The sequence below is a fragment of the Leptospiraceae bacterium genome (assembly GCA_016708435.1).
Classification (GTDB): domain Bacteria; phylum Spirochaetota; class Leptospiria; order Leptospirales; family Leptospiraceae; genus UBA2033.
The window spans coordinates 73,147-91,329 of sequence record JADJFV010000005.1 but is presented as its reverse complement, the minus strand read 5'-3'; the positions used below and the strand labels follow the sequence as shown (position 1 = coordinate 91,329).

Genomic DNA, 18,183 nt, shown 5'->3' with positions numbered 1-18,183 from the left:
TAACTATATTCGCATTTCTGGCGTCGTGGCCAAGTGGCTAAGGCATGGCTCTGCAAAAGCTTGATCCCCGGTTCGAATCCGGGCGACGCCTTGGCAATACGCTAAGGCGGCTTTACAAGAGGAAAGGAAATGAGAACATTTTTTGACTTGCCTAGGTGGTGGAACTGGTAGACACCCAGGACTTAAAATCCTGTGAGAGCAATCTCGTGCGGGTTCGACCCCCGCCCTAGGTACCACACATTTCTCCAAACAATAATTTACTAATTCACATATATACTTGCCTAAGTTCTGGAACTGGTAGACACACAGGATAGCTTGGCTGCTTGTGAGCGATAGCGAAAGGGGGGGAAATCCTGTGATTACATCTCGACCGCTTCGACCCCCGCCCTAGGTACCACACATTTCCCCAAACAATAATTTACTAATTCACATATATACTTGCCTAAGTTCTGGAACTGGTAGACACACAGGATAGCTTGGCTGCTTGTGAGCGATAGCGAAAGGGGGGGAAATCCTGTGATTTCATCTCGACCGCTTCGACCCCCGCCCTAGGTACCACACATTTCCCCAAACAATAATTTACTAATTCACATATATACTTGCCTAAGTTCTGGAACTGGTAGACACACAGGATAGCTTGGCTGCTTGTGAGCGATAGCGAACAATGTCATTAAGATAAGAATTTTTCACCACGAAGAGCACGAAGTTCACGAAGGGGTTTATGAAGAAATCCTGTCTTTTCTTCGCGTTCTTCGTGCCCTTCGTGGTTAAATTTTTCTTGGTTTTTCTTAACTTAATGACATTGAGCGATAGCGAAAGGGGGAAAATCCTGTGATTTCTACCTCGACCGCTTCGACCCCCGCCAATCCTATTTTTGATTTGACAACTACCCTTACAAATCTCACAAATTAACAATGTTTCGATTTTACATTTCTTTCTTCCTAATAATCTTTTCTTTCATTACATGCGGTGAGACCTACATCAAATATGATAAGAAGGCTAATGTAGAGCCCGGTACTATTCGCGCAAAGAGTCCGACTCTATTGCTATCTTATTCCATTAACAAAGAATACGTTCTAATTATAAAAGATTCTGATAATGTAAAAACATATTACAAACTCTCCGTTGAAGATACAGCGCCCTTTATGGAAGCATTCAAAACTCCTATTGGAAAGAATCTAGGCTTATTAGTTCAAGATGAATCTGTTCTACAAAAATCAAAAACGATTTCTAAATTAGAACCTATTGAAGAAGAAAACCTCACCAAGCTATGGAACGGTCCTTTATTATTAAAAATAAAGCAAGCAAATCTGATTCCTGACATTCTTTCAGAAACAAATAGCGAACAATTAATATTAGCCCGAGAGGACTTTCACTTTGAAAAGGAAGCGTCACCATCGGATAAATCAAAACTAATCGTAACTCTATCTGTCTTGATTTATGATAAAAGCGGTAAACTCATATTTGCCAGTGAAAAGTCAAAGTCAACGTCTACTTATTTACCGGACGATGACCTTTCCGTTGCGAACTTTATGGGTGATGTTCTAATGGCTACCTTTAAAGGAAAAGTGAATGTTCGAGTCAATAAGCATTGCCGACCAATTCTCTATGAAAGCACAAAAGAGCTTTGGTCGGAAATTGCCTCCGAGATAAAAAAGAAAATTAACTAATCTGCAAATTGCTTTATGGACTTTTTGAATTTCAAATATTCCTCTTTGTATTTTTTATACGATTCTCTATCTGTGTATTCAATTCCTATGATTAGCTTAGTTGTCTCTTCTGCGTTAGTTGTTTCTTGGTAAGAACGCAATTTAGAACCATCTTTACTTTCATAGGTATACCATTTGTGCTTAAATCCATTCTTGCTTTCTGTTCTTGTGTCTTTTTCTATTTCCGCATTCTTATTGAGGCTAATGTCTGTTGCATCCCCCGACCACTGAGGAGAGAAAACATAAAAAGTAACTTTCTTATCGGGAGAAATAAAAAAAGCACTATCAAATAAATCTGGAGTCGAAGAAGGAATGGAAGGTTTGACTGTAAAATTTTTAGGATAGTCAATTTCAAACCATGCACCTTTGTAAGTCAGTGAATCAGACTTTTTCTTATCTTTTGCTAGGACTGAACCACATACCATGAGGATACTTAGGACAAATATTATTTTTATTAAAATTTTCATAGGTTGATACATTACTCCTGTATCAAATTTATCAACTCGAATAAATATTTTTCTCTTGCCTATTTAGCTTTTATTAAAAAAATTAACTCACGTTGGAAATTATTTATTTAAAGAGAACAACATGAAAAAACTACTCACAGTAATTCTATTCTATTTACCGTTTCAATTCCTGCTTTCTGAAACGTTAGTTCTAAAAGATGGAACTATTATTAAAATGACCCTCAAGGCTCAAGATGTGGATACTCTTACTTATACGCTAAAAGGAAAAGAATTCAAAGTTCCAAAAGGTAAAATTCGTAGAGTCGTTTACGCGAAAACTCCAGAACTAGAAGAAAAGATTGCCAAAGAAGAAGTGCAGAAGATGAAGCAAGAAAAGGCAGCCAAAAAACCTACTAAAACAAAAGACGAAGAACAAGAAGAGGCTAGAGAAGAAGCAAGACTACTCGAAGAGGAAATTGTCAAAGCATTAGAAGAACAAAGAAAACAGGAATTATTAAACCTCAGCTTTGAAGAGCGAATTAAAAAACTAGAAACAGAAGTATCTGAATTAAAATCCCTTACCGGAGAAAACGCAAAAGCAAAAATTGAAAGAATGGAAGGTGATATTGAAGATCTAAGAAAGAGAACTCGACGCCTGGAGAAATTTCTAGATGTTGATCCTGACATTGAGGATTATTACTCTAAGCCGCGATCCATGTGGTCGATTGTTTGGCGCTCTGCATTAGTCCCAGGATGGGGACTAACGTATGGGAGAGACAGTGGACTCGGCTCTGTATATACTTCTTTATTCATTGTAACATCTTTAGGTGGTGCTGGATATAAAGCCTCTCTTAATAGCCTAGAAAAGTCGATAGACGATAAGTTGATTACGGATTTAATCGTCCAGCCACTCTTACTCTCAACATTTGCTTCTGCTTCTGCAAGCACGGCTACAACTGCCACAACTGCCGCAAGTCTAAGCACTGACTTAAAGAATTATCAAAATAGTTATAACACTCCAATCAAATTATATAAGTATCTACAATCTAAGGATGATTTCAATCAGCAAGTGGCTAATGCCGATAAAGTGCTTGCGGCTGCCGCAGGAATTTATGCATTGCAATTGATTCATTCAGCGATCTATGGATATTTCTGGGCAAAGAGAACACCAAGAAAATTTAATGATGAAAAAACAACTGGTTGGAATATACAGCTTAGCCCCATAGCAAGAAGAAATCCAATTACAAATAATCAAGACTGGCAAATGGATGTCGGCTATCGTTTTGAATTTTAAATTTTAAGATTACCACTGATGAATACCGATAAAAGGTCAATATTAAACTTGTTGAGAAATTGTCACCCTGAGCCTGTCGAAGGGCGACTTTACTCAATAAAGTCATGGATTCGAGAGCCTCACCATGACACCGTTCTTCTAATTTTCAACAACTCTATTGTTTAGGATCTGTTTTAGTTTGACTCATTTGCGAAAAAAGCTATCAAACCTTATCCACTATATCATCCGTGTCTACAGGCTCGTGCAAGTCGGTGCATCGGTGGTATTCTTTTTATTTTCATGCAATCTAATCGAGCGAGATATTGCATCTGCTACTTTGTTTCAAAATCGAAAGTTAATCATTCTTTCCATAGACGGATTTCCCGGGTATTACAATGCTTCAGACTCTAAGTTTAAAGACCTAACGCCTAATCTAAATAAGCTCGCTGCAAAATCTCATTTTTCTAATTCAGTAGACTCAACCTACCCTACTCTTACCTATCCTGCGCATACTTCTATGTTAACCGGAACGGATCCGATTCTGCATGGGATTATTTATAATTCACCGACTGATCCTTTTAAGAAATATCTCTCCGGTTGGATGTGGTATGATGAAGACATTCAAGTAAAAACCATTTTAGATTTTGCTCGCGATAAAGGATTAAAGACTGCTTCTCTTTACTGGCCTGTTACCGTTGGAGCGGATATTGACTATAATATCCCGCAGTATTGGAGATCTAAGACAGACGAAGATGAAAAATTACTCAAAGCTGTATCAACTAAGAATCTCTACAGAGAACTCAAAAAAGATACAGGACTTAGCGTTCTAGAGACGACAGGCGACACAGAAAAAATAGAAAATGCAATTTCTCTCTGGGAATTAAAGAAGCCTGCCATTTTCCTTATCTATACAACCGATCTTGACTCTATTCACCATGAGAAAGGAATATACAGCTTAGCCGCAGAAGAGAAGTTAAAGAAAATCGACTCTTTACTCGGAAGGCTCATCCGTAAAATTGATTTATATGACAATCCAAACCTTGGCTTGATTGTGGTTTCCGATCATGGCTTTAAAGAAGTAAAAAGTGTATGTGCTCCCAATAAGATTTTAATGTCAATGGGTGCAATTGATACAAAAGAATCAAAATGGAAATACTTCTTTAAGACATTGGGTGGAATTGCCCTACTCGTAGAGAATAAAGAGAAAGATGCATTATCCACAAGTTTAGACATAGAAGATTTGAAAAATAGAATTAGCACAGAATGTCCATTTGCCCTTTTAGACACAGAGGAAGAATTAAAACAAGTAAAGACTAGGTTAAATAAATCTGCAAAAGGAATTTTACATTCTAAAGTCAATATGGCATTTTCAGAATCACTGAGTATAAACGAAATATACCGCGAGATGAGTTATTACAATCATGGGTTTTTACCGACAGATTCAGAAATGAAAACAATTGGTCTTGTCTATCCTAAAACCAATCCCGTAAAGATTGAAGACCTAAGAGATACGTTTGATGCAGCTTGTGCTTGGTTGAGTTTGAAGTGCCAGAAAGGCACTCCAAGAAATAAATAAGATTAGACGGAAATTATTTTTTCCATTTAATACATTCGCCTGGACACTCGTCCATTTCCTTTTGAACTTTTTTGACATCTTCTTCTGGTATAGTAGCATTGTTAATGAACTCACCATTGATATGAGTTTCAGAGTTATCGTTGTCATCCATTTGAAAATATTTCGGAAGGTTATCCGCACATTGGTTACAAGATGTGCAATCGTCCTTGTTTACATAAGCAATTCTTCCCATTCTAATTGTCTCCTTTCCTAAGAAGTTTATAAATTTATTGCAGAGTACAGGAATATAACTTTGTAGTCAATCCCATAATAATTTTGTTCCCAAGCTGAATTAAGAATTGGAATATAGCGAAATTTTAACAGAGGAAGCTGATTTTATGACTTAGAATAATTAGAATTCAATGATAAATATCACTCTATTATTGCTAGTAATTTCACTTAAATTATACTTGCATATTTCGCGGGTTAGTATATTATAATTATTTTATTATTAGCGTAAATTCTTCTTTAGATTGAGGGTATTCCAATGAATTTTACAACTCAAATGCGAATTGGTCTAGGAAGTATTCTTTTTCTAGTAGTTCTCTTAGGAATAATTGCAAACTACCAAGCAAATAGTATTTGGGAAGAGACAAAAGGTCTCTATGAGCACCCTTTAACAGTACGCCGTGCTTTAACAAATATAAAAAAAGACACTCTTTCCATTCACATTGAAATGAAGGACTTTGTGATAGCCAGAGACGAAAAAGAAAGGATATTGATACTTCAGAGTATTGATGAATATGAAAAGAGGTTAGACATCGAATTTAATACCTTGTATGATCGCTTCCTCGGACCGAGGACTGACATTGACAATGCTAAAACTTCCGTGATAGAATGGAGGACTATTCGAAAAGAAACAATTCACTTAAGTCAAATAGGCAAGAATCAAGAAGCGATAGATCGAATGCGAAAAACTGGAATAGAAGGCATGCATTTGGAAAATCTAAAAACGATATCCACAAAATTAGTGAATTTGCAATAAGAAGAGGAGATAAATTTTACCAGGACGCTGAGCAGAAACGGGATAGGCTGATGTATTCATTGTTTTTTTTCATAGGATTTATTCTTTTGTTTGTAGTTGCTATAAGTATGATTCTTTTAAAAAACATAAAAGAGCCCTTGGTTGAATTAAATAGAGTCGCTGTGCAATTTCGAGAAGGTGATTTGAATGCGCGCAGTCAATATAAATCCAAAAATGAATTTGGAATGCTTTCGAATACATTTAACGCTCTCACAGCTAAAATCCAATCAGATATTGAAGAACAAAAACTAGCAGCAGAAGAAATCCATCGCTTAAACGAGGAACTAGAACAAAGAGTAATGGAGCGCACTGCACAATTGAAGTCAGCCAATTTAGAACTAGAGTCCTTTTCCTACACTATCTCGCATGATCTTCGAGCACCTTTACGGCATATAGATGGCTATGTGGAATTACTAGTCAGTCGTTGCAAAGATGGTCTATCAGAGAAAGGACTCCACTATGTTGAAACAATAGCAAGCTCAGCAAGGCAAATGGGCGTGCTAATAGATACTTTGCTTCAATTCTCGCGAACGGGAAGAGCGGAGTTACATTTAGAAGTCGTAGATATGGAAAAAGCTCTAAAAGAAGTATTGGAAATACAAAGAAAAAATAGTTCAAATCCAAATATTGAATGGGTAATTGGGAAAATTCCAAACGTTTACGGAGATTATACACTACTCCGTCAAGTGTGGGCAAACCTGATCGAAAATGCTTTAAAGTATTCTCATAAAACCGATTTTCCAAGAATTGAAATATCTTCTCAAGAGGAAAAAAATGAAGTTACTTTCCTTGTCAAGGATAATGGAGTCGGGTTTGACATGCAATATGCAAGCAAACTTTTCGGAGTGTTTCAGAGAATGCATCTTACGGACGAATTTGAAGGAACAGGAATCGGACTTGCGACTATAAAACGCATAATAGTCCGTCATGGTGGTAGAATCTGGGCAGAAGCAGAAGTGAATAAAGGAGCATCCTTCTACTTTGCTTTGCCAAAATTAAAGGAAGGAATAAGAAATGTCTGAAATAAAACAAATTTTATTGGCTGAAGACAACCCGAATGATATCGAACTGACTTTAGAAGCATTTGCTGATAGTAAACTTGCAAATCGAATTATCGTTGTTCGGGATGGGGTGGAAGCTTTAGAGTATTTGCGTCGTGAAGGAAAGTATGCATCTCGGGAACCGGGAAATCCTTCTGTAGCAATTCTGGATATAAAGATGCCAAGAATGGACGGAATCGAAGTATTAAGAGCGATTCGAAAAGATGCAAACCTTTGCATGATTCCAGTTGTTATGCTGACCTCTTCTAGAGAAGAGCAAGATTTAATCCGAACCTACGAATTGGGAACGAATGCCTATGTAGTAAAACCAGTTAAATTTGCCCAATTCATTGATGCGGTCAAAAATCTAGGAATCTTTTGGGCAATGCTAAATGAACTCCCTCCTGACCGCGTATTCAACCATGGGAAATGAAGAAAAAACACCTTTGCGTATTCTGCATCTTGAGGATTCCCCTCTTGATGCAGAACTGATTCGAGAGAATCTTCTTGACCTTGGAGAGGTTTTAGAGATCGACTTGGCTGCCAATAAAGCAGATTTTCTTGCTTACCTCGAAAAAGGTGAATATGACATTATTCTTGCCGACTATCGCCTTCCCGGATTCGATGCATCCGTCGCGCTTTTATCAGCACAGTCCAAGAGTCCGAACACCCCTTTCATTTGTGTTTCCGGTGCCATAAGTGGAGAAGAAGCAGTTGAACTTCTTAAGCATGGTGCTACCGATTATGTAATGAAAGATAGACTTACAAGACTTCCCCTAGCTATCAGACGTGCTCTTGACGAGATCCATGAACAGAAAGGGAGAAGACTGGCAGAAGCTAAACTAATAGAAAGTGAATCCCACCTGCGCACTATCCTAGAAAATGAGCCTGAGTGCATTAAAATAGTAGATGCTAAAGGAAAATTAATTCAAATGAACCCAGCCGGATTGTCTATGATCGAAGCAGATTCAATCGAGCAGGTAGCAAATCAACCCGTGCTAAATTTAATAGCTCCCGAATATCGCAAGGCATTCAAAGAGATGCATGAGCGAGTAATTGCAGGTGAGTCGGTTCAGCTAAAATTTGAGATGATAGGTCTAAAGGGCGGTCGTCGCTGGCTAGAAACTCACGCAGTTCCTATGATAGAAAACGGAAAGACAGTGCATTTGGCTGTAACAAGAGACATTACCGAAAGCAAGAAAGCCGAAGAAAAAATCAATGCCCTTCTAGCTGAAAAAGAAATCATATTAAGAGAAGTGCACCATCGTATAAAAAATAATATGAGCACTTTGAACGCTTTTCTCGTTCTCCAAATGCAAACAGTTACAGAGCCTAGTGCTATCGAAGCACTCAAAGATGCAGGAAGTCGTGTCCAGAGTATGATGGTATTGTATGATAAATTGTATCAGACCGGCATCTTTAGTAATATTTCCATTAAAAGTTATCTACCTGCATTGATTAATCAAATCATCAGTAATTTTCCGAACAGTGGAATCGTCAAGATTGAAGAAGCGATTGATGATTTCGTTTTAGATACTAAGCGACTACAACCATTCAGTATAATTATAAACGAGCTTCTTACTAACATTATGAAATATGCATTTAAAGACAGAGAAAAGGGATTCATCAAGATTGAGGTAGGCTTAAAAACAATTTCAGACAATGATCAGCAATTTATTTTTTTAATCATTCAAGACGATGGAAACGGATTACCAGAAACCGTAAGTTTTGAAAACTCAACTGGCTTTGGACTGACACTTGTTGAAATGCTAACAAAACAGCTTAAAGGAATATTGCAAATAGATCGCGAGAATGGAACAAAAATCACTCTCGAATTTAAAAAATAAGTTAAAACAACTTCTATAGAATCCCATCAAACGCTTCCTTTACATCCTTGTTTGTAATCTTAGTTGTAAGATAGTTTTCGATGGTAGTTCGAACAGAAGAATGCCTGAGTCTATCTTGGACTTTGTTCACATCCTTTAATCTATCCATCAAAATACGACCGCAAGTATGTCTTGTCATATGCGGATTAATACGCTTGCCCAAAATAGAAAGCCCTGCTTTTTCGATGAGAACATACATCTGCCTTCTTGTATATTTCATTACTTCTTCTTTATTCTCATTTGCTCGCTTCGGTTTTTTATTTCTTTCGAATAAGTATTCTTTTCCTTGAAATACAGTTTGTATTTCTGAAATTAAAAGCTTGGGGATACCACTCACGATTCCTTCTTTGTTTCCTTTGCCAATGACATAGATATTAAAATCTGTTTTATCATCGGACGGTAAAACATCTGATAGGCGTATATTTATCATCTCCGAAATGCGAAGCCCCGATATAACGAGGAATCGAATCATGAGGCTAGTTCGAATATCTGATTCATCGATTAACGCCTGTAATTCGTCAATTGTCATTGCTTTAATAGAGCGAATAGCTTTTGGTAATTTTATCTTTCGAAAGAATAATTCGAAGGCAACTTTTTCTTCCATACTCATCTTAAAAGTTTTAGAGACTGACTTCTTAATAGCTGATTTATAGCCGTGCAGTGTCGAGGCTCGATTCTTTCTGCCGTATTTATTTTTATCAGTAAGAAGATGATCGAAGAAATCTTTAATCGTAGAGGTAGAGACAACAAGCGGATTACCGAAATTATCCACATTGTATTCTTTCGCCCATAGATTAAATTGTCCAATATGAGCGTCTAAAGTAATATTGCCTACTGGCTTTAAAAAGTAAGTTCCATTTTGTTGAAGATTTGAAATTGCAGTAGAGTTCATATTTTAAAAAAATTATTCGCTAAAAGAAAATCGACTTTCCATTTTTATTCATGAAGATTCATTGTTTATCTATGAAAGTCCTACTCTATCTCATCGTCAGTTTTACCCTTCTAGCTGAGACAAACCCATGGGGACTTTCTCTTTTTGAAAGAATCGTGAACCGAAAGCATATCAGCCATATTGTAATGGAAGTAAGACCTGACCATTACCGTGTGAGCCTTATCGTATCAGATCGATTCCCGTATAACTTTAAAAGCACCTCTTACTTTTTTTTTCTACGCTACCAAGATGCAAAGACTGCTCAGACTACTGCAAATATTCTTGATAAACATCTAGACCAAGGTTTAGAAGTAAAGCTTTTCCTAAAGGGATCAGAGGTTACTTCTTATAGACTTCTTGGTAAAGATTAAGTCTTTTTAATCAAATTGCTTGCCAGAATCCCTAGGAATGAAACAGTGAAGAAACTGCTATTATAACAAGCCTTTTATGTCTAGCAAATCGACAATCCAACTACAAGAAGAATTAGAATCAGAAAAACGCTTTAGTCTATTCTCTTTTTATACTCAGTGGTCTGTTTATAGCATCTTTCTTATTTTTAAAATAGATTTAAATTTCTTGATCGTTGTATCCGGACTTCTTTTTTCTTTTTTTCGTCTGCTATCTATCTTACAAAAGAGACCAGATAAAAAGATAACTCTAATAAATCATCTAGCGAGTTTTTCTCTAATTTGCTTTTTTACATCCATCTTCTCATCCATTTCAAAACAAGAAGCAAATGCTTTTTTAAATTGGCAACTCTACTACGTAGCAATCGCATTCACTATTATTCATGAATCTATGCGAGTTCATAAATATGCGTATCTATTAGCATCTTTCTTTTCTTTTATTTTTTATACCGTAATTGCTTTTACCATTCCAGATTTGGCTGATTTAGAACTCACTTATAAGTTTTTAATTCCTTATCTGTTTATTGCTTACTGCACATTTCTAGGATATTATATTAATAAATCAAGAATTGCGGCTATTAGTTATTACGCGGATCTATTACAAGATAAAATGGCGATTAACCGTGATATGGCGCTAGCAAGAACAGTGCAAGAATCTCTTTTTCCTAAGATTACTTCTATTAAAGGCTTAAAGTTTGAAATATTTAGACAGTCTCATAACCAAATAGGCGGCGACTTCTATGACTTTATACAGTTGAGAGAAGGCAATGTTGGAATTTTTATTACCGATGTTGCGGGACATGGATACTCCTCTGCGATGGTGGCTGCCATGCTAAAAGTAATGGTATCTACACTACCCTATTACTTAAAGCTAGATCCCACTGGACTTCTCGGATATATAGATCAAAAAATATCTGGAGAATTTAAAAGCCACCATGCAACAGCTCTTTATATATTTATTAACTTTCAAACCAAAACATTTCTATTAGGAAATGCAGGCCATCCTTATTTCATCTATGCAAAGAAAGGAGAAGAATTTCGAGAAATTGAAACATTTGGAACTCTACTTGGATTTGGTTTACATGATCCAGTTGCAGAGACTCTCGAATTCAAATATGAATCAGGCGATCGCTTCTTTATTTATACAGATGGACTCATAGAAAATATAAATGCAAAGGAAGAACTCTTAGAGTCTACAGGACTACTTCAAATACTCAATCAATATAGAAAGGAAACGAATTTAAAAGCATTTAAAGATTCTGTCATTTCAAAAATAGTTTCTTTTTACGGCAAATCAGAATTTACCGATGATGCTATGTTTCTCGCCTTCGAAATTGAATAGACTTTATAATAAAATACAAATCAAAAAAGAGGAAAATAAAATGGATTACAAACATTTAAAAGTAAACAAGCAAGATAAAATTGTTACAGTCGAAATTTCACGCCCCGAAGCACTAAATGCGCTAAATAGAGATTTGCTACTTGAATTAGAATCTTGTATCGCGCATCTAGAAAGTGATAAATCAAACCGAGTCGTAATTCTCACTGGTGCTGGCAAAGCATTCGTAGCCGGAGCAGACATTGCAGCAATGAAAACATATGACTACGAAAAAGGCTATGAGTTCGGCGGAGTCGGTCAGGTAGTATTTACAAGAATCGAAAGATCTTCTTTAGTAGTCATAGCGGCTATCAATGGCTTTGCGCTCGGTGGTGGATTAGAGCTTGCACTTGCATGCGATATTCGTGTTGCCTCCAAGAACGCAAAATTGGGATTACCCGAAGTTGGTCTCGGACTGATTCCTGGCTTTGGTGGAACACAACGTCTTCCTAGATTAATTGGAGCAGGACTTGCAAAAGAAATAATATTCACTGCAGATATGATTACAGCAGAAGAAGCTTACCGAATCGGTCTAGTCAATAAACTAGTAGAGCCTGCTGATCTATTGACAACAGCAAATGCAATTGCAACTTCTATTTGTTCTCGCGGTGGTCATGCAGTTAGAGAAGCAAAGCGTGTTGTGTGGGAAGGTCTCGAATCAACACAAGACGAAGGAATGAAACTAGAACAAAAGGCATTTGGTCATATCTTTAACGACAAAGAAACAGCAGAAGGACTCAGTGCGTTTCTAGAAAAAAGAAAACCTAATTTCTAATTTGTAAAATACTCAATGCAGGAATTGTAACTACACTGCATTGAGTGCCTTTTTAATAAAAATCTCGACTAATTTTCCAGCATTGCAATAATTAATTTTAAGCTTTGGATATTTAATTTTTGAAACTCGAAAAAGTTCATCAGCAAATGCAGGACCGATATTTTCAACATTCTTAAAATCAAACATTACCTCTGTAAATTTCTCTAATCGGAGTAAAATTCTCTTAGCCTGCGAACGAGAAACTAAGTATTCATCACCATATTCGGCAAGTTGAATGCGAACATCTGTCTTTGCAAATTTAAAGTCATCGCCGATTACATACTTAAAAAAAATATCATTGATTTGCCGCTCTGAGCGATTATTTAGTCTAAGTGTAATTTCTGTCCCCTTCATTTCTTTTAGAAGAGGTTCTATTTTCCAAAAATCAGGAGAGATTTCTTTTGAAAAAGAATAATTGCCAGATCTAATTTGAAAAAAATCAAACATTCTGGAAGTAAAAAAAATTCCTTCCCCACTATGCCGTGCTGGATCTGATGTCAGTTTGCCTTTAAACAATTCAAGTAAAGCATATTGAGGTTCTTTTAATTGAAAATTCTTTTCTAAGTTTTTAAAAATTCCAATACCACTATCCTTAATTTTTATTTCTGTATAAAGAAAATTGTTTAAAATAGAAATTTCTGCTTTCTTAGAACCAGAATGATCTATTAAATTATTTGCCATTTCAGAAAAACCATACATCCAGATATCATATATATTTTTTGGTAAGTTTAATTTTTCAAAAATAGGCTCTATTGTATTATCCCGAACAGTGTATTCATTTGAATTTTGTAAAATTCTTTCTTCAAATGTTTTTTCAAGGATTGGTCTTAATGAATACTGAATTGATTTTCCTTTTCCTTTAGCTTGAATTATTTTCTCTCTTAGAAGATTTTTTAAATGAACATTCACTGCCTGCCTTGAAATAGAAAACTTCTCTACGACTAGATTTGTAATCTTTGCCGAGTTAAAGTGCAAATTCTTACAAATGAAATTTCGAATCCTTTCAGTTTGCTCTGTAATTTCAGTCATAATTATATGTCAATATAGATTGACGTTTTTGTCAATCTATATTGACATATAATTATAGAGTCTGATTAACTCATTCATTCAATAGGGAACTTTTGTCATTGGAGTTACAACGGGAATATTAATTGCATTCTTCCAGGCTTCTTCATATTCTTTTGGAATTCCGGAATTCAAAGTTCTTTTAATAACTAACTTCCCTCCACTAAAATCAAGAACAGCAAATACACTAGATGGGAATTTTGTAGGTGTCCAGTTTCTCGTATCCTCTAAGTCTGATTCTATACCCTCCGGAATATTATCACAATCCGGATATTTTATATTTAGATAAAGTTTACGATTAACTAAGTCATATTTCTTTTGAGATTCAGATTGCGATATATAGACATTAGCCTGAAGACAATATGCTTTAGCTTCTTCTGCTTCATAACCAATCATTAGAATTTTATCTTCTAAAAGAAAATAAAGATTACTCCCTCTCCAGGGACAGCAACACCAACATCCATACCAGGTTGATAAGACTGTATCGGGGAGTGGATTGTCTAAAGTAGATAAAAATTCACTATGATAGGTATCGGTTTCGTAGTATTTGCCTGTAGATTTATTTTGAAAAATAAGTCGATGGAAAGTTTCAATCCTACAATTATTTTCTTCTTCTTTCGTAGCTTGATAATCTACATCTAAGATTGTATAATACTTATGCTGGTATTTCGTAATCTTAGCTCTTTTTAATTCAGGATTGCTTTCATCGAAGTCAATTGATTTTAATTGAAATGGTTTATCATACTGTAAAAGATAATAATCAGATCCACTTTGCTGTTTTTCATTTAAAGCATCCAGAGATTCAACAATTTTTACAAAACCAGAAAAAATCCATCCTTCCTTTTTTTCATAGTTGACCTTTAGCCAAATTCCCAATCTATCTTGAATTTGAATAGGGGATCCAAAGCCTTCTAGTATTTCGCCTGTCGCTTCTTCCGGCAGAAGTAATTTAACTTTGGACTCTAAGCTTGGAGAGTCTCGAAGATTAAGACCAGTCCTAGCAACTACTTGAAAGTATTTCGGTCCAGGCATGTAGTTTGAAAATAAATTTGCATTGTATAAAATCCAACCCGTTTTCCCGGAATAGGTTGTCTTTCTCCAGGTATCACCATTTTCTAACTGAGTTATAGTAAGTGTTGTTCGATAGGGAATCTTTGCAATGGAAGAAGAATCGTTTTTTTCCTGATAAAAGCTAATACCCGTTAGCTCCGAGACAATCATCGATTCAGATAAAGGCGTAAAGTTTTTCTTTTCGTCCTGCTCAAAGAATTTACAGGAAAACAGAATAATAGAAATAAGGATTAATAGACCGCGCATAAGAAATAAAAATCCGAAATAATTCAGAAAGTCAAGTTCTTTAGTCCATCCATAATTAACTAAAATGAATTGTCACTTACCAGCAAAAGCGAGTAAATGACAATAGAGGACAAATATGAAACAAATACTTTTAATTTTATTAGCATTCGGATTTTCTTTTTGTAGTAAGCCAGCAGAGACAAAAGTTTCTGCAAAAGGATCAGTGAAATTTGCAATTGGTGAAGTGTCGATTATTACGAAAGGAACAAAGACAGTTGCAAAGAAAGGAGACTCTTTAGGAGAAGGAGATTCTATTCTTACGGGAGCTAAATCAGCCGCAATTGTTGAATTCGAAGGAAACGCAGGCTCTGTTGAGATTCAACAAAACTCTGAATTTGTAATTAGCAAATTCAATGCAAAAGAGCAAGAGTTAATTTCTAAGAGCGGTAACTTCTGGTTAGACGCTAAGAAGATAAACAAAGACACCAACTTTCAAGTCATAATGCCAACTTCTGTAGCCGGAATTAGAGGAACAAAACTTTACTCTTTTGAAATAAAAGAAACAGGTATAACAGGCGTTTGCCACTGCCAGGGAGCAGTTGACTTTAAAGACAACTCTTCTAACTATTCAGGAAGCCATGATAGTGATTATTTAGTTCTAACAAAAGCAGGAAAGACAATCGTATTAACACCGGAAGATTTTAAAAAGGTAGGAGTCACATCAGATGAAAGTCATAACCACAGTATGCTAGACGATAGCCCGCTTGGTAAAAAAAAAAATCCGAATACAGAGAATGCTAAGAAGGTAAATGAGTTGATAGCAAAGAAGTTTGTAGAGAAATAAAAAGTAATCTTAGTAGTATAGAGATTGTAAGGACTTGATTAATCAAGTCCTTACAATCGACCTACAGTAGAGTCATTAACCGATTACGCGATAAACAACATCTCCGCATAAGTTGGTAGAGGCCAATACTGAGAATCCACGAGAGTCTCCAATTTATCAGCGACTTCGCGAACTGCACCCATCTTTGGAATCACACTGTCTTTGAAATGAGTTGCGTGTTTTAACACATCTGCATCTTCATGATCAAGTGCTTTTTCCAATGCATCTAAATTAGATTTTAGGCTTTCATTAAGTCCAGCAATTTCTTTTAAAGTTTCTAACTGAGCTTTTACAGCACCTTCGCCTAATAATGCTTTTGTGTCTGCAATAGTTTTAGCAAGTGCGCCTTGGTAACTAAGTGTAGCAGGAAGAATTTGTGTTTTCCCCATATCAAGTGTGCAAAGACCTTCCTGGTTGATTACTTTGTTGTAACCTTCTAGAATGATCGCATAACGGCTTTCTACTTCTCTAGCACTAAACACTTTGTATTTTTCAAATACGGCAATATTCTCTTTCTTGATAAAAGAAGGCAGTGCGTCTACTAATGTTCTGTAGTTAGGCAAACCACGCTTAGCTGCTTCGTTCTTCCATTCGTCAGTGTAATTGTCACCGTTAAAAATAATCTTCTTGTGTTTTTTAATCGTTTCTGTTAGAACTTTTTGAACCCCTTTTTCAAGAGTTGCTCCACCTTTGATTTCAGCTTCAAGTGCAGTAGCCATTTCATCTAACGCTTCTGCAACGAATGTATTTAAGAAAGCATTTGGATAACCAAGAGAAAGCGAAGAAGGAACAGCGCGGAATTCAAATTTGTTTCCAGTGAAAGCAAACGGAGAGGTTCTATTTCTATCTGTTGTATCTCTAGGAAGTGGTGGAAGAGTAGAAACACCTATCTCCATAAAACCACCTACTGAAGAAGAAGTTGCAGCACCTTTTTCTATTTGATCTATGATGTCTGTAAGTTGGCTTCCAAGGAAAATAGAAATGATTGCCGGAGGAGCTTCGTTAGCACCTAGACGGTGGTCATTACCAGCGTTAGAAATAGCAACTCTAAGAAGATCACCATGCTTATCCACAGCCATAATGGTTGCGACTAGGAAAAATAAAAACTGAGCATTATCATGTGGATTATCGCCGGGCTCAAGTAGGTTTTGTCCATCGTTAGATGACATAGACCAGTTATTGTGTTTTCCTGAACCATTTACACCTTTGAAAGGTTTCTCATGGAGAAGGCAGGATAATCCGTGTTTGTTGGCAACTTTTTTAAGAGTGTCCATGATAAGTTGGTTGTGATCCATCGCAATGTTTGTGGTTGTAAACACTGGAGCCATTTCATATTGAGAAGGAGCAACTTCATTATGCCGAGTCTTGGAATTAATACCGAGTAACCACAATTCTGCATCTAACTCAATCATGAATTGCATGATTCTAGGTTTGATTGAACCAAAATAATGATCTTCGGATTCTTGTCCTTTAGAAGGTTTTGCGCCGAACAATGTGCGTCCAGTGAGCATTAAATCCTGTCTTAAGTTGAAGAAGTTTTTATCAATACAAAAGTATTCTTGTTCAGGACCAACAGTAGTAGTAACACGAGTAGCTGTTTTATTTCCAAAAAGTCTTAGAACTCTAAGAGCTTGCTCGGAAAGAACGTCCATAGAACGAAGGAGAGGAGTTTTCTTATCAAGTGCTTCGCCAGTGTAGGAGCAAAATGCTGTCGGAATCACAAGAGTAGTATCGCGGATAAAAGCTGGTGAAGTTGCATCCCAAGCGGTATAACCTCTTGCTTCAAATGTAACACGAATTCCACCGGATGGGAAAGAAGAAGCGTCTGGCTCTCCCTTAATCAGTTCTTTTCCACTGAATTCCATGATAACTTCCCCAACGCCTTGTGGGCTGATAAAGGAGTCATGCTTTTCTGCGGTTAAACCTGTTAGCGGGTGAAACCAATGGCTATAGTGAGTAGCTCCATTTTCAAGTGCCCAATCTTTCATCGCATTTGCAACAACGTCAGCTACCTCTGGTTCAAGTGGTTTTCCTTCATTGATTGTCTTTTTGAGGGATTTATACACATTCTTAGGCAAACGATCTTGCATCACTTTGTTGCTGAAAACCTTGCTTCCGAATAGTTCAGGCACGGGTGTGTCAATAAAATCATAACCAGAATCCTCTGGTATGTAGTCTGTAATTCTAGCTATCGCTTCTTGTCTGGCTGTTCTACTATTCATAATTTTTCCTTAACCTTGTCGTATATGTTGATACACTTTGCACTATTTTAGAACATTCTGATTTTGAAAATGATATTTTCCTATTTGAAAGTCAAAATAGCTGTATTCTCATTCATATTGTAGCAATTTCTGTGCCAAGGGTTAAAAAGATTAGGTCATTTGCCACAGAGGCACCAAGACACAGAGGGGTTTAA

The 18,183-nt window shown here is 36.4% G+C and carries 17 protein-coding genes and 2 tRNA genes; 13 read left to right on the top strand and 6 right to left on the bottom strand.

Features of this window, described 5'->3' with window-relative positions; all coding sequences use genetic code 11:
• Positions 1-19: 19 nt before the first annotated feature.
• The 3 genes from IPH52_10425 (at position 20) to IPH52_10415 (ending at position 1,670) form a co-directional block, all read left to right on the top strand.
• Positions 20-91 (top strand) — tRNA-Cys (locus IPH52_10425).
• Between the two features lie 58 nt (positions 92-149).
• Positions 150-236 (top strand) — tRNA-Leu (locus IPH52_10420).
• A gap of 678 nt (positions 237-914) precedes the next feature.
• Positions 915-1,670 carry a hypothetical protein gene (locus IPH52_10415; GenBank protein MBK7055452.1) on the top strand — a complete coding sequence of 252 codons (756 nt, stop codon included), beginning with the start codon at positions 915-917 and terminating at the stop codon, positions 1,668-1,670.
• Here IPH52_10415 and IPH52_10410 read toward each other — a convergent pair.
• Positions 1,667-2,176 (bottom strand): hypothetical protein, encoded by a 510-nt coding sequence (locus IPH52_10410; GenBank protein MBK7055451.1) that lies wholly within the window; start codon positions 2,174-2,176, stop codon positions 1,667-1,669. The two genes, IPH52_10415 and IPH52_10410, sit on opposite strands and share 4 nt — an antisense overlap.
• Before the next feature lie 121 nt (positions 2,177-2,297).
• On the opposite strand from IPH52_10410, the gene IPH52_10405 reads away from it, so the two are divergent.
• Positions 2,298-3,449: a hypothetical protein gene (locus tag IPH52_10405; protein MBK7055450.1), complete on the top strand. Its 1,152-nt coding sequence runs from the start codon at positions 2,298-2,300 to the stop codon at positions 3,447-3,449.
• Between the two features lie 178 nt (positions 3,450-3,627).
• The gene (locus tag IPH52_10400) at positions 3,628-5,004 is read left to right on the top strand and encodes an alkaline phosphatase family protein (protein ID MBK7055449.1); all 1,377 of its coding nucleotides are present in this window, start codon (positions 3,628-3,630) and stop codon (positions 5,002-5,004) included.
• Positions 5,005-5,017: 13 nt separating this feature from the next.
• Here the strand turns inward: IPH52_10400 and IPH52_10395 are convergent, their stop codons facing one another.
• Positions 5,018-5,236: a ferredoxin gene (locus IPH52_10395; GenBank protein ID MBK7055448.1), complete on the bottom strand. Its 219-nt coding sequence runs from the start codon at positions 5,234-5,236 to the stop codon at positions 5,018-5,020.
• 294 nt (positions 5,237-5,530) lie between these two features.
• Here IPH52_10395 and IPH52_10390 point away from each other — a divergent pair, with 294 nt between their 5' ends.
• The 4 genes from IPH52_10390 (at position 5,531) to IPH52_10375 (ending at position 8,954) form a co-directional block, all read left to right on the top strand.
• Complete coding sequence (locus tag IPH52_10390; protein ID MBK7055447.1) at positions 5,531-6,028, top strand: MCP four helix bundle domain-containing protein; 498 nt, start codon at positions 5,531-5,533, stop codon at positions 6,026-6,028.
• Positions 6,029-6,135: 107 nt separating this feature from the next.
• A complete protein-coding gene (locus IPH52_10385) occupies positions 6,136-7,089 on the top strand; it encodes a HAMP domain-containing protein (protein ID MBK7055446.1) in 954 nt (317 codons plus the stop codon).
• Entirely contained in the window at positions 7,082-7,540 is a 459-nt protein-coding gene (locus IPH52_10380) for a response regulator (protein MBK7055445.1), read from the top strand. Before IPH52_10385 ends, IPH52_10380 begins: the two co-directional genes overlap by 8 nt.
• Positions 7,500-8,954: a PAS domain S-box protein gene (locus IPH52_10375; GenBank protein MBK7055444.1), complete on the top strand. Its 1,455-nt coding sequence runs from the start codon at positions 7,500-7,502 to the stop codon at positions 8,952-8,954. The genes IPH52_10380 and IPH52_10375 overlap by 41 nt, the downstream gene beginning before the upstream one ends.
• A 13-nt stretch (positions 8,955-8,967) precedes the next feature.
• Here the strand turns inward: IPH52_10375 and IPH52_10370 are convergent, their stop codons facing one another.
• Entirely contained in the window at positions 8,968-9,885 is a 918-nt protein-coding gene (locus tag IPH52_10370; protein ID MBK7055443.1) for a tyrosine-type recombinase/integrase, read from the bottom strand.
• Between the two features lie 71 nt (positions 9,886-9,956).
• Here IPH52_10370 and IPH52_10365 point away from each other — a divergent pair, with 71 nt between their 5' ends.
• From IPH52_10365 to IPH52_10355, 3 genes are all read left to right on the top strand, one after another.
• Positions 9,957-10,295 carry a hypothetical protein gene (locus IPH52_10365; protein MBK7055442.1) on the top strand — a complete coding sequence of 113 codons (339 nt, stop codon included), beginning with the start codon at positions 9,957-9,959 and terminating at the stop codon, positions 10,293-10,295.
• A 76-nt stretch (positions 10,296-10,371) separates the two neighbouring features.
• Positions 10,372-11,673 (top strand): serine/threonine-protein phosphatase, encoded by a 1,302-nt coding sequence (locus IPH52_10360; GenBank protein ID MBK7055441.1) that lies wholly within the window; start codon positions 10,372-10,374, stop codon positions 11,671-11,673.
• Between the two features lie 40 nt (positions 11,674-11,713).
• Entirely contained in the window at positions 11,714-12,484 is a 771-nt protein-coding gene (locus IPH52_10355; protein MBK7055440.1) for an enoyl-CoA hydratase/isomerase family protein, read from the top strand.
• A 30-nt stretch (positions 12,485-12,514) separates the two neighbouring features.
• Here the strand turns inward: IPH52_10355 and IPH52_10350 are convergent, their stop codons facing one another.
• A complete protein-coding gene (locus IPH52_10350; protein MBK7055439.1) occupies positions 12,515-13,552 on the bottom strand; it encodes a DUF4325 domain-containing protein in 1,038 nt (345 codons plus the stop codon).
• A 78-nt stretch (positions 13,553-13,630) separates the two neighbouring features.
• On the bottom strand, positions 13,631-14,905 hold the full coding sequence (locus IPH52_10345) for an SH3 domain-containing protein (GenBank protein MBK7055438.1): 1,275 nt from the start codon (positions 14,903-14,905) through the stop codon (positions 13,631-13,633).
• 115 nt (positions 14,906-15,020) lie between these two features.
• Here IPH52_10345 and IPH52_10340 point away from each other — a divergent pair, with 115 nt between their 5' ends.
• On the top strand, positions 15,021-15,728 hold the full coding sequence (locus tag IPH52_10340; GenBank protein MBK7055437.1) for a FecR domain-containing protein: 708 nt from the start codon (positions 15,021-15,023) through the stop codon (positions 15,726-15,728).
• A gap of 83 nt (positions 15,729-15,811) precedes the next feature.
• On the opposite strand, the gene IPH52_10335 is transcribed toward IPH52_10340, so the two are convergent.
• Positions 15,812-17,989, bottom strand: a complete 2,178-nt coding sequence (locus IPH52_10335; GenBank protein MBK7055436.1) for a glutamine synthetase III — start codon at positions 17,987-17,989, stop codon at positions 15,812-15,814.
• Between the last annotated feature and the right edge of the window lie 194 nt (positions 17,990-18,183).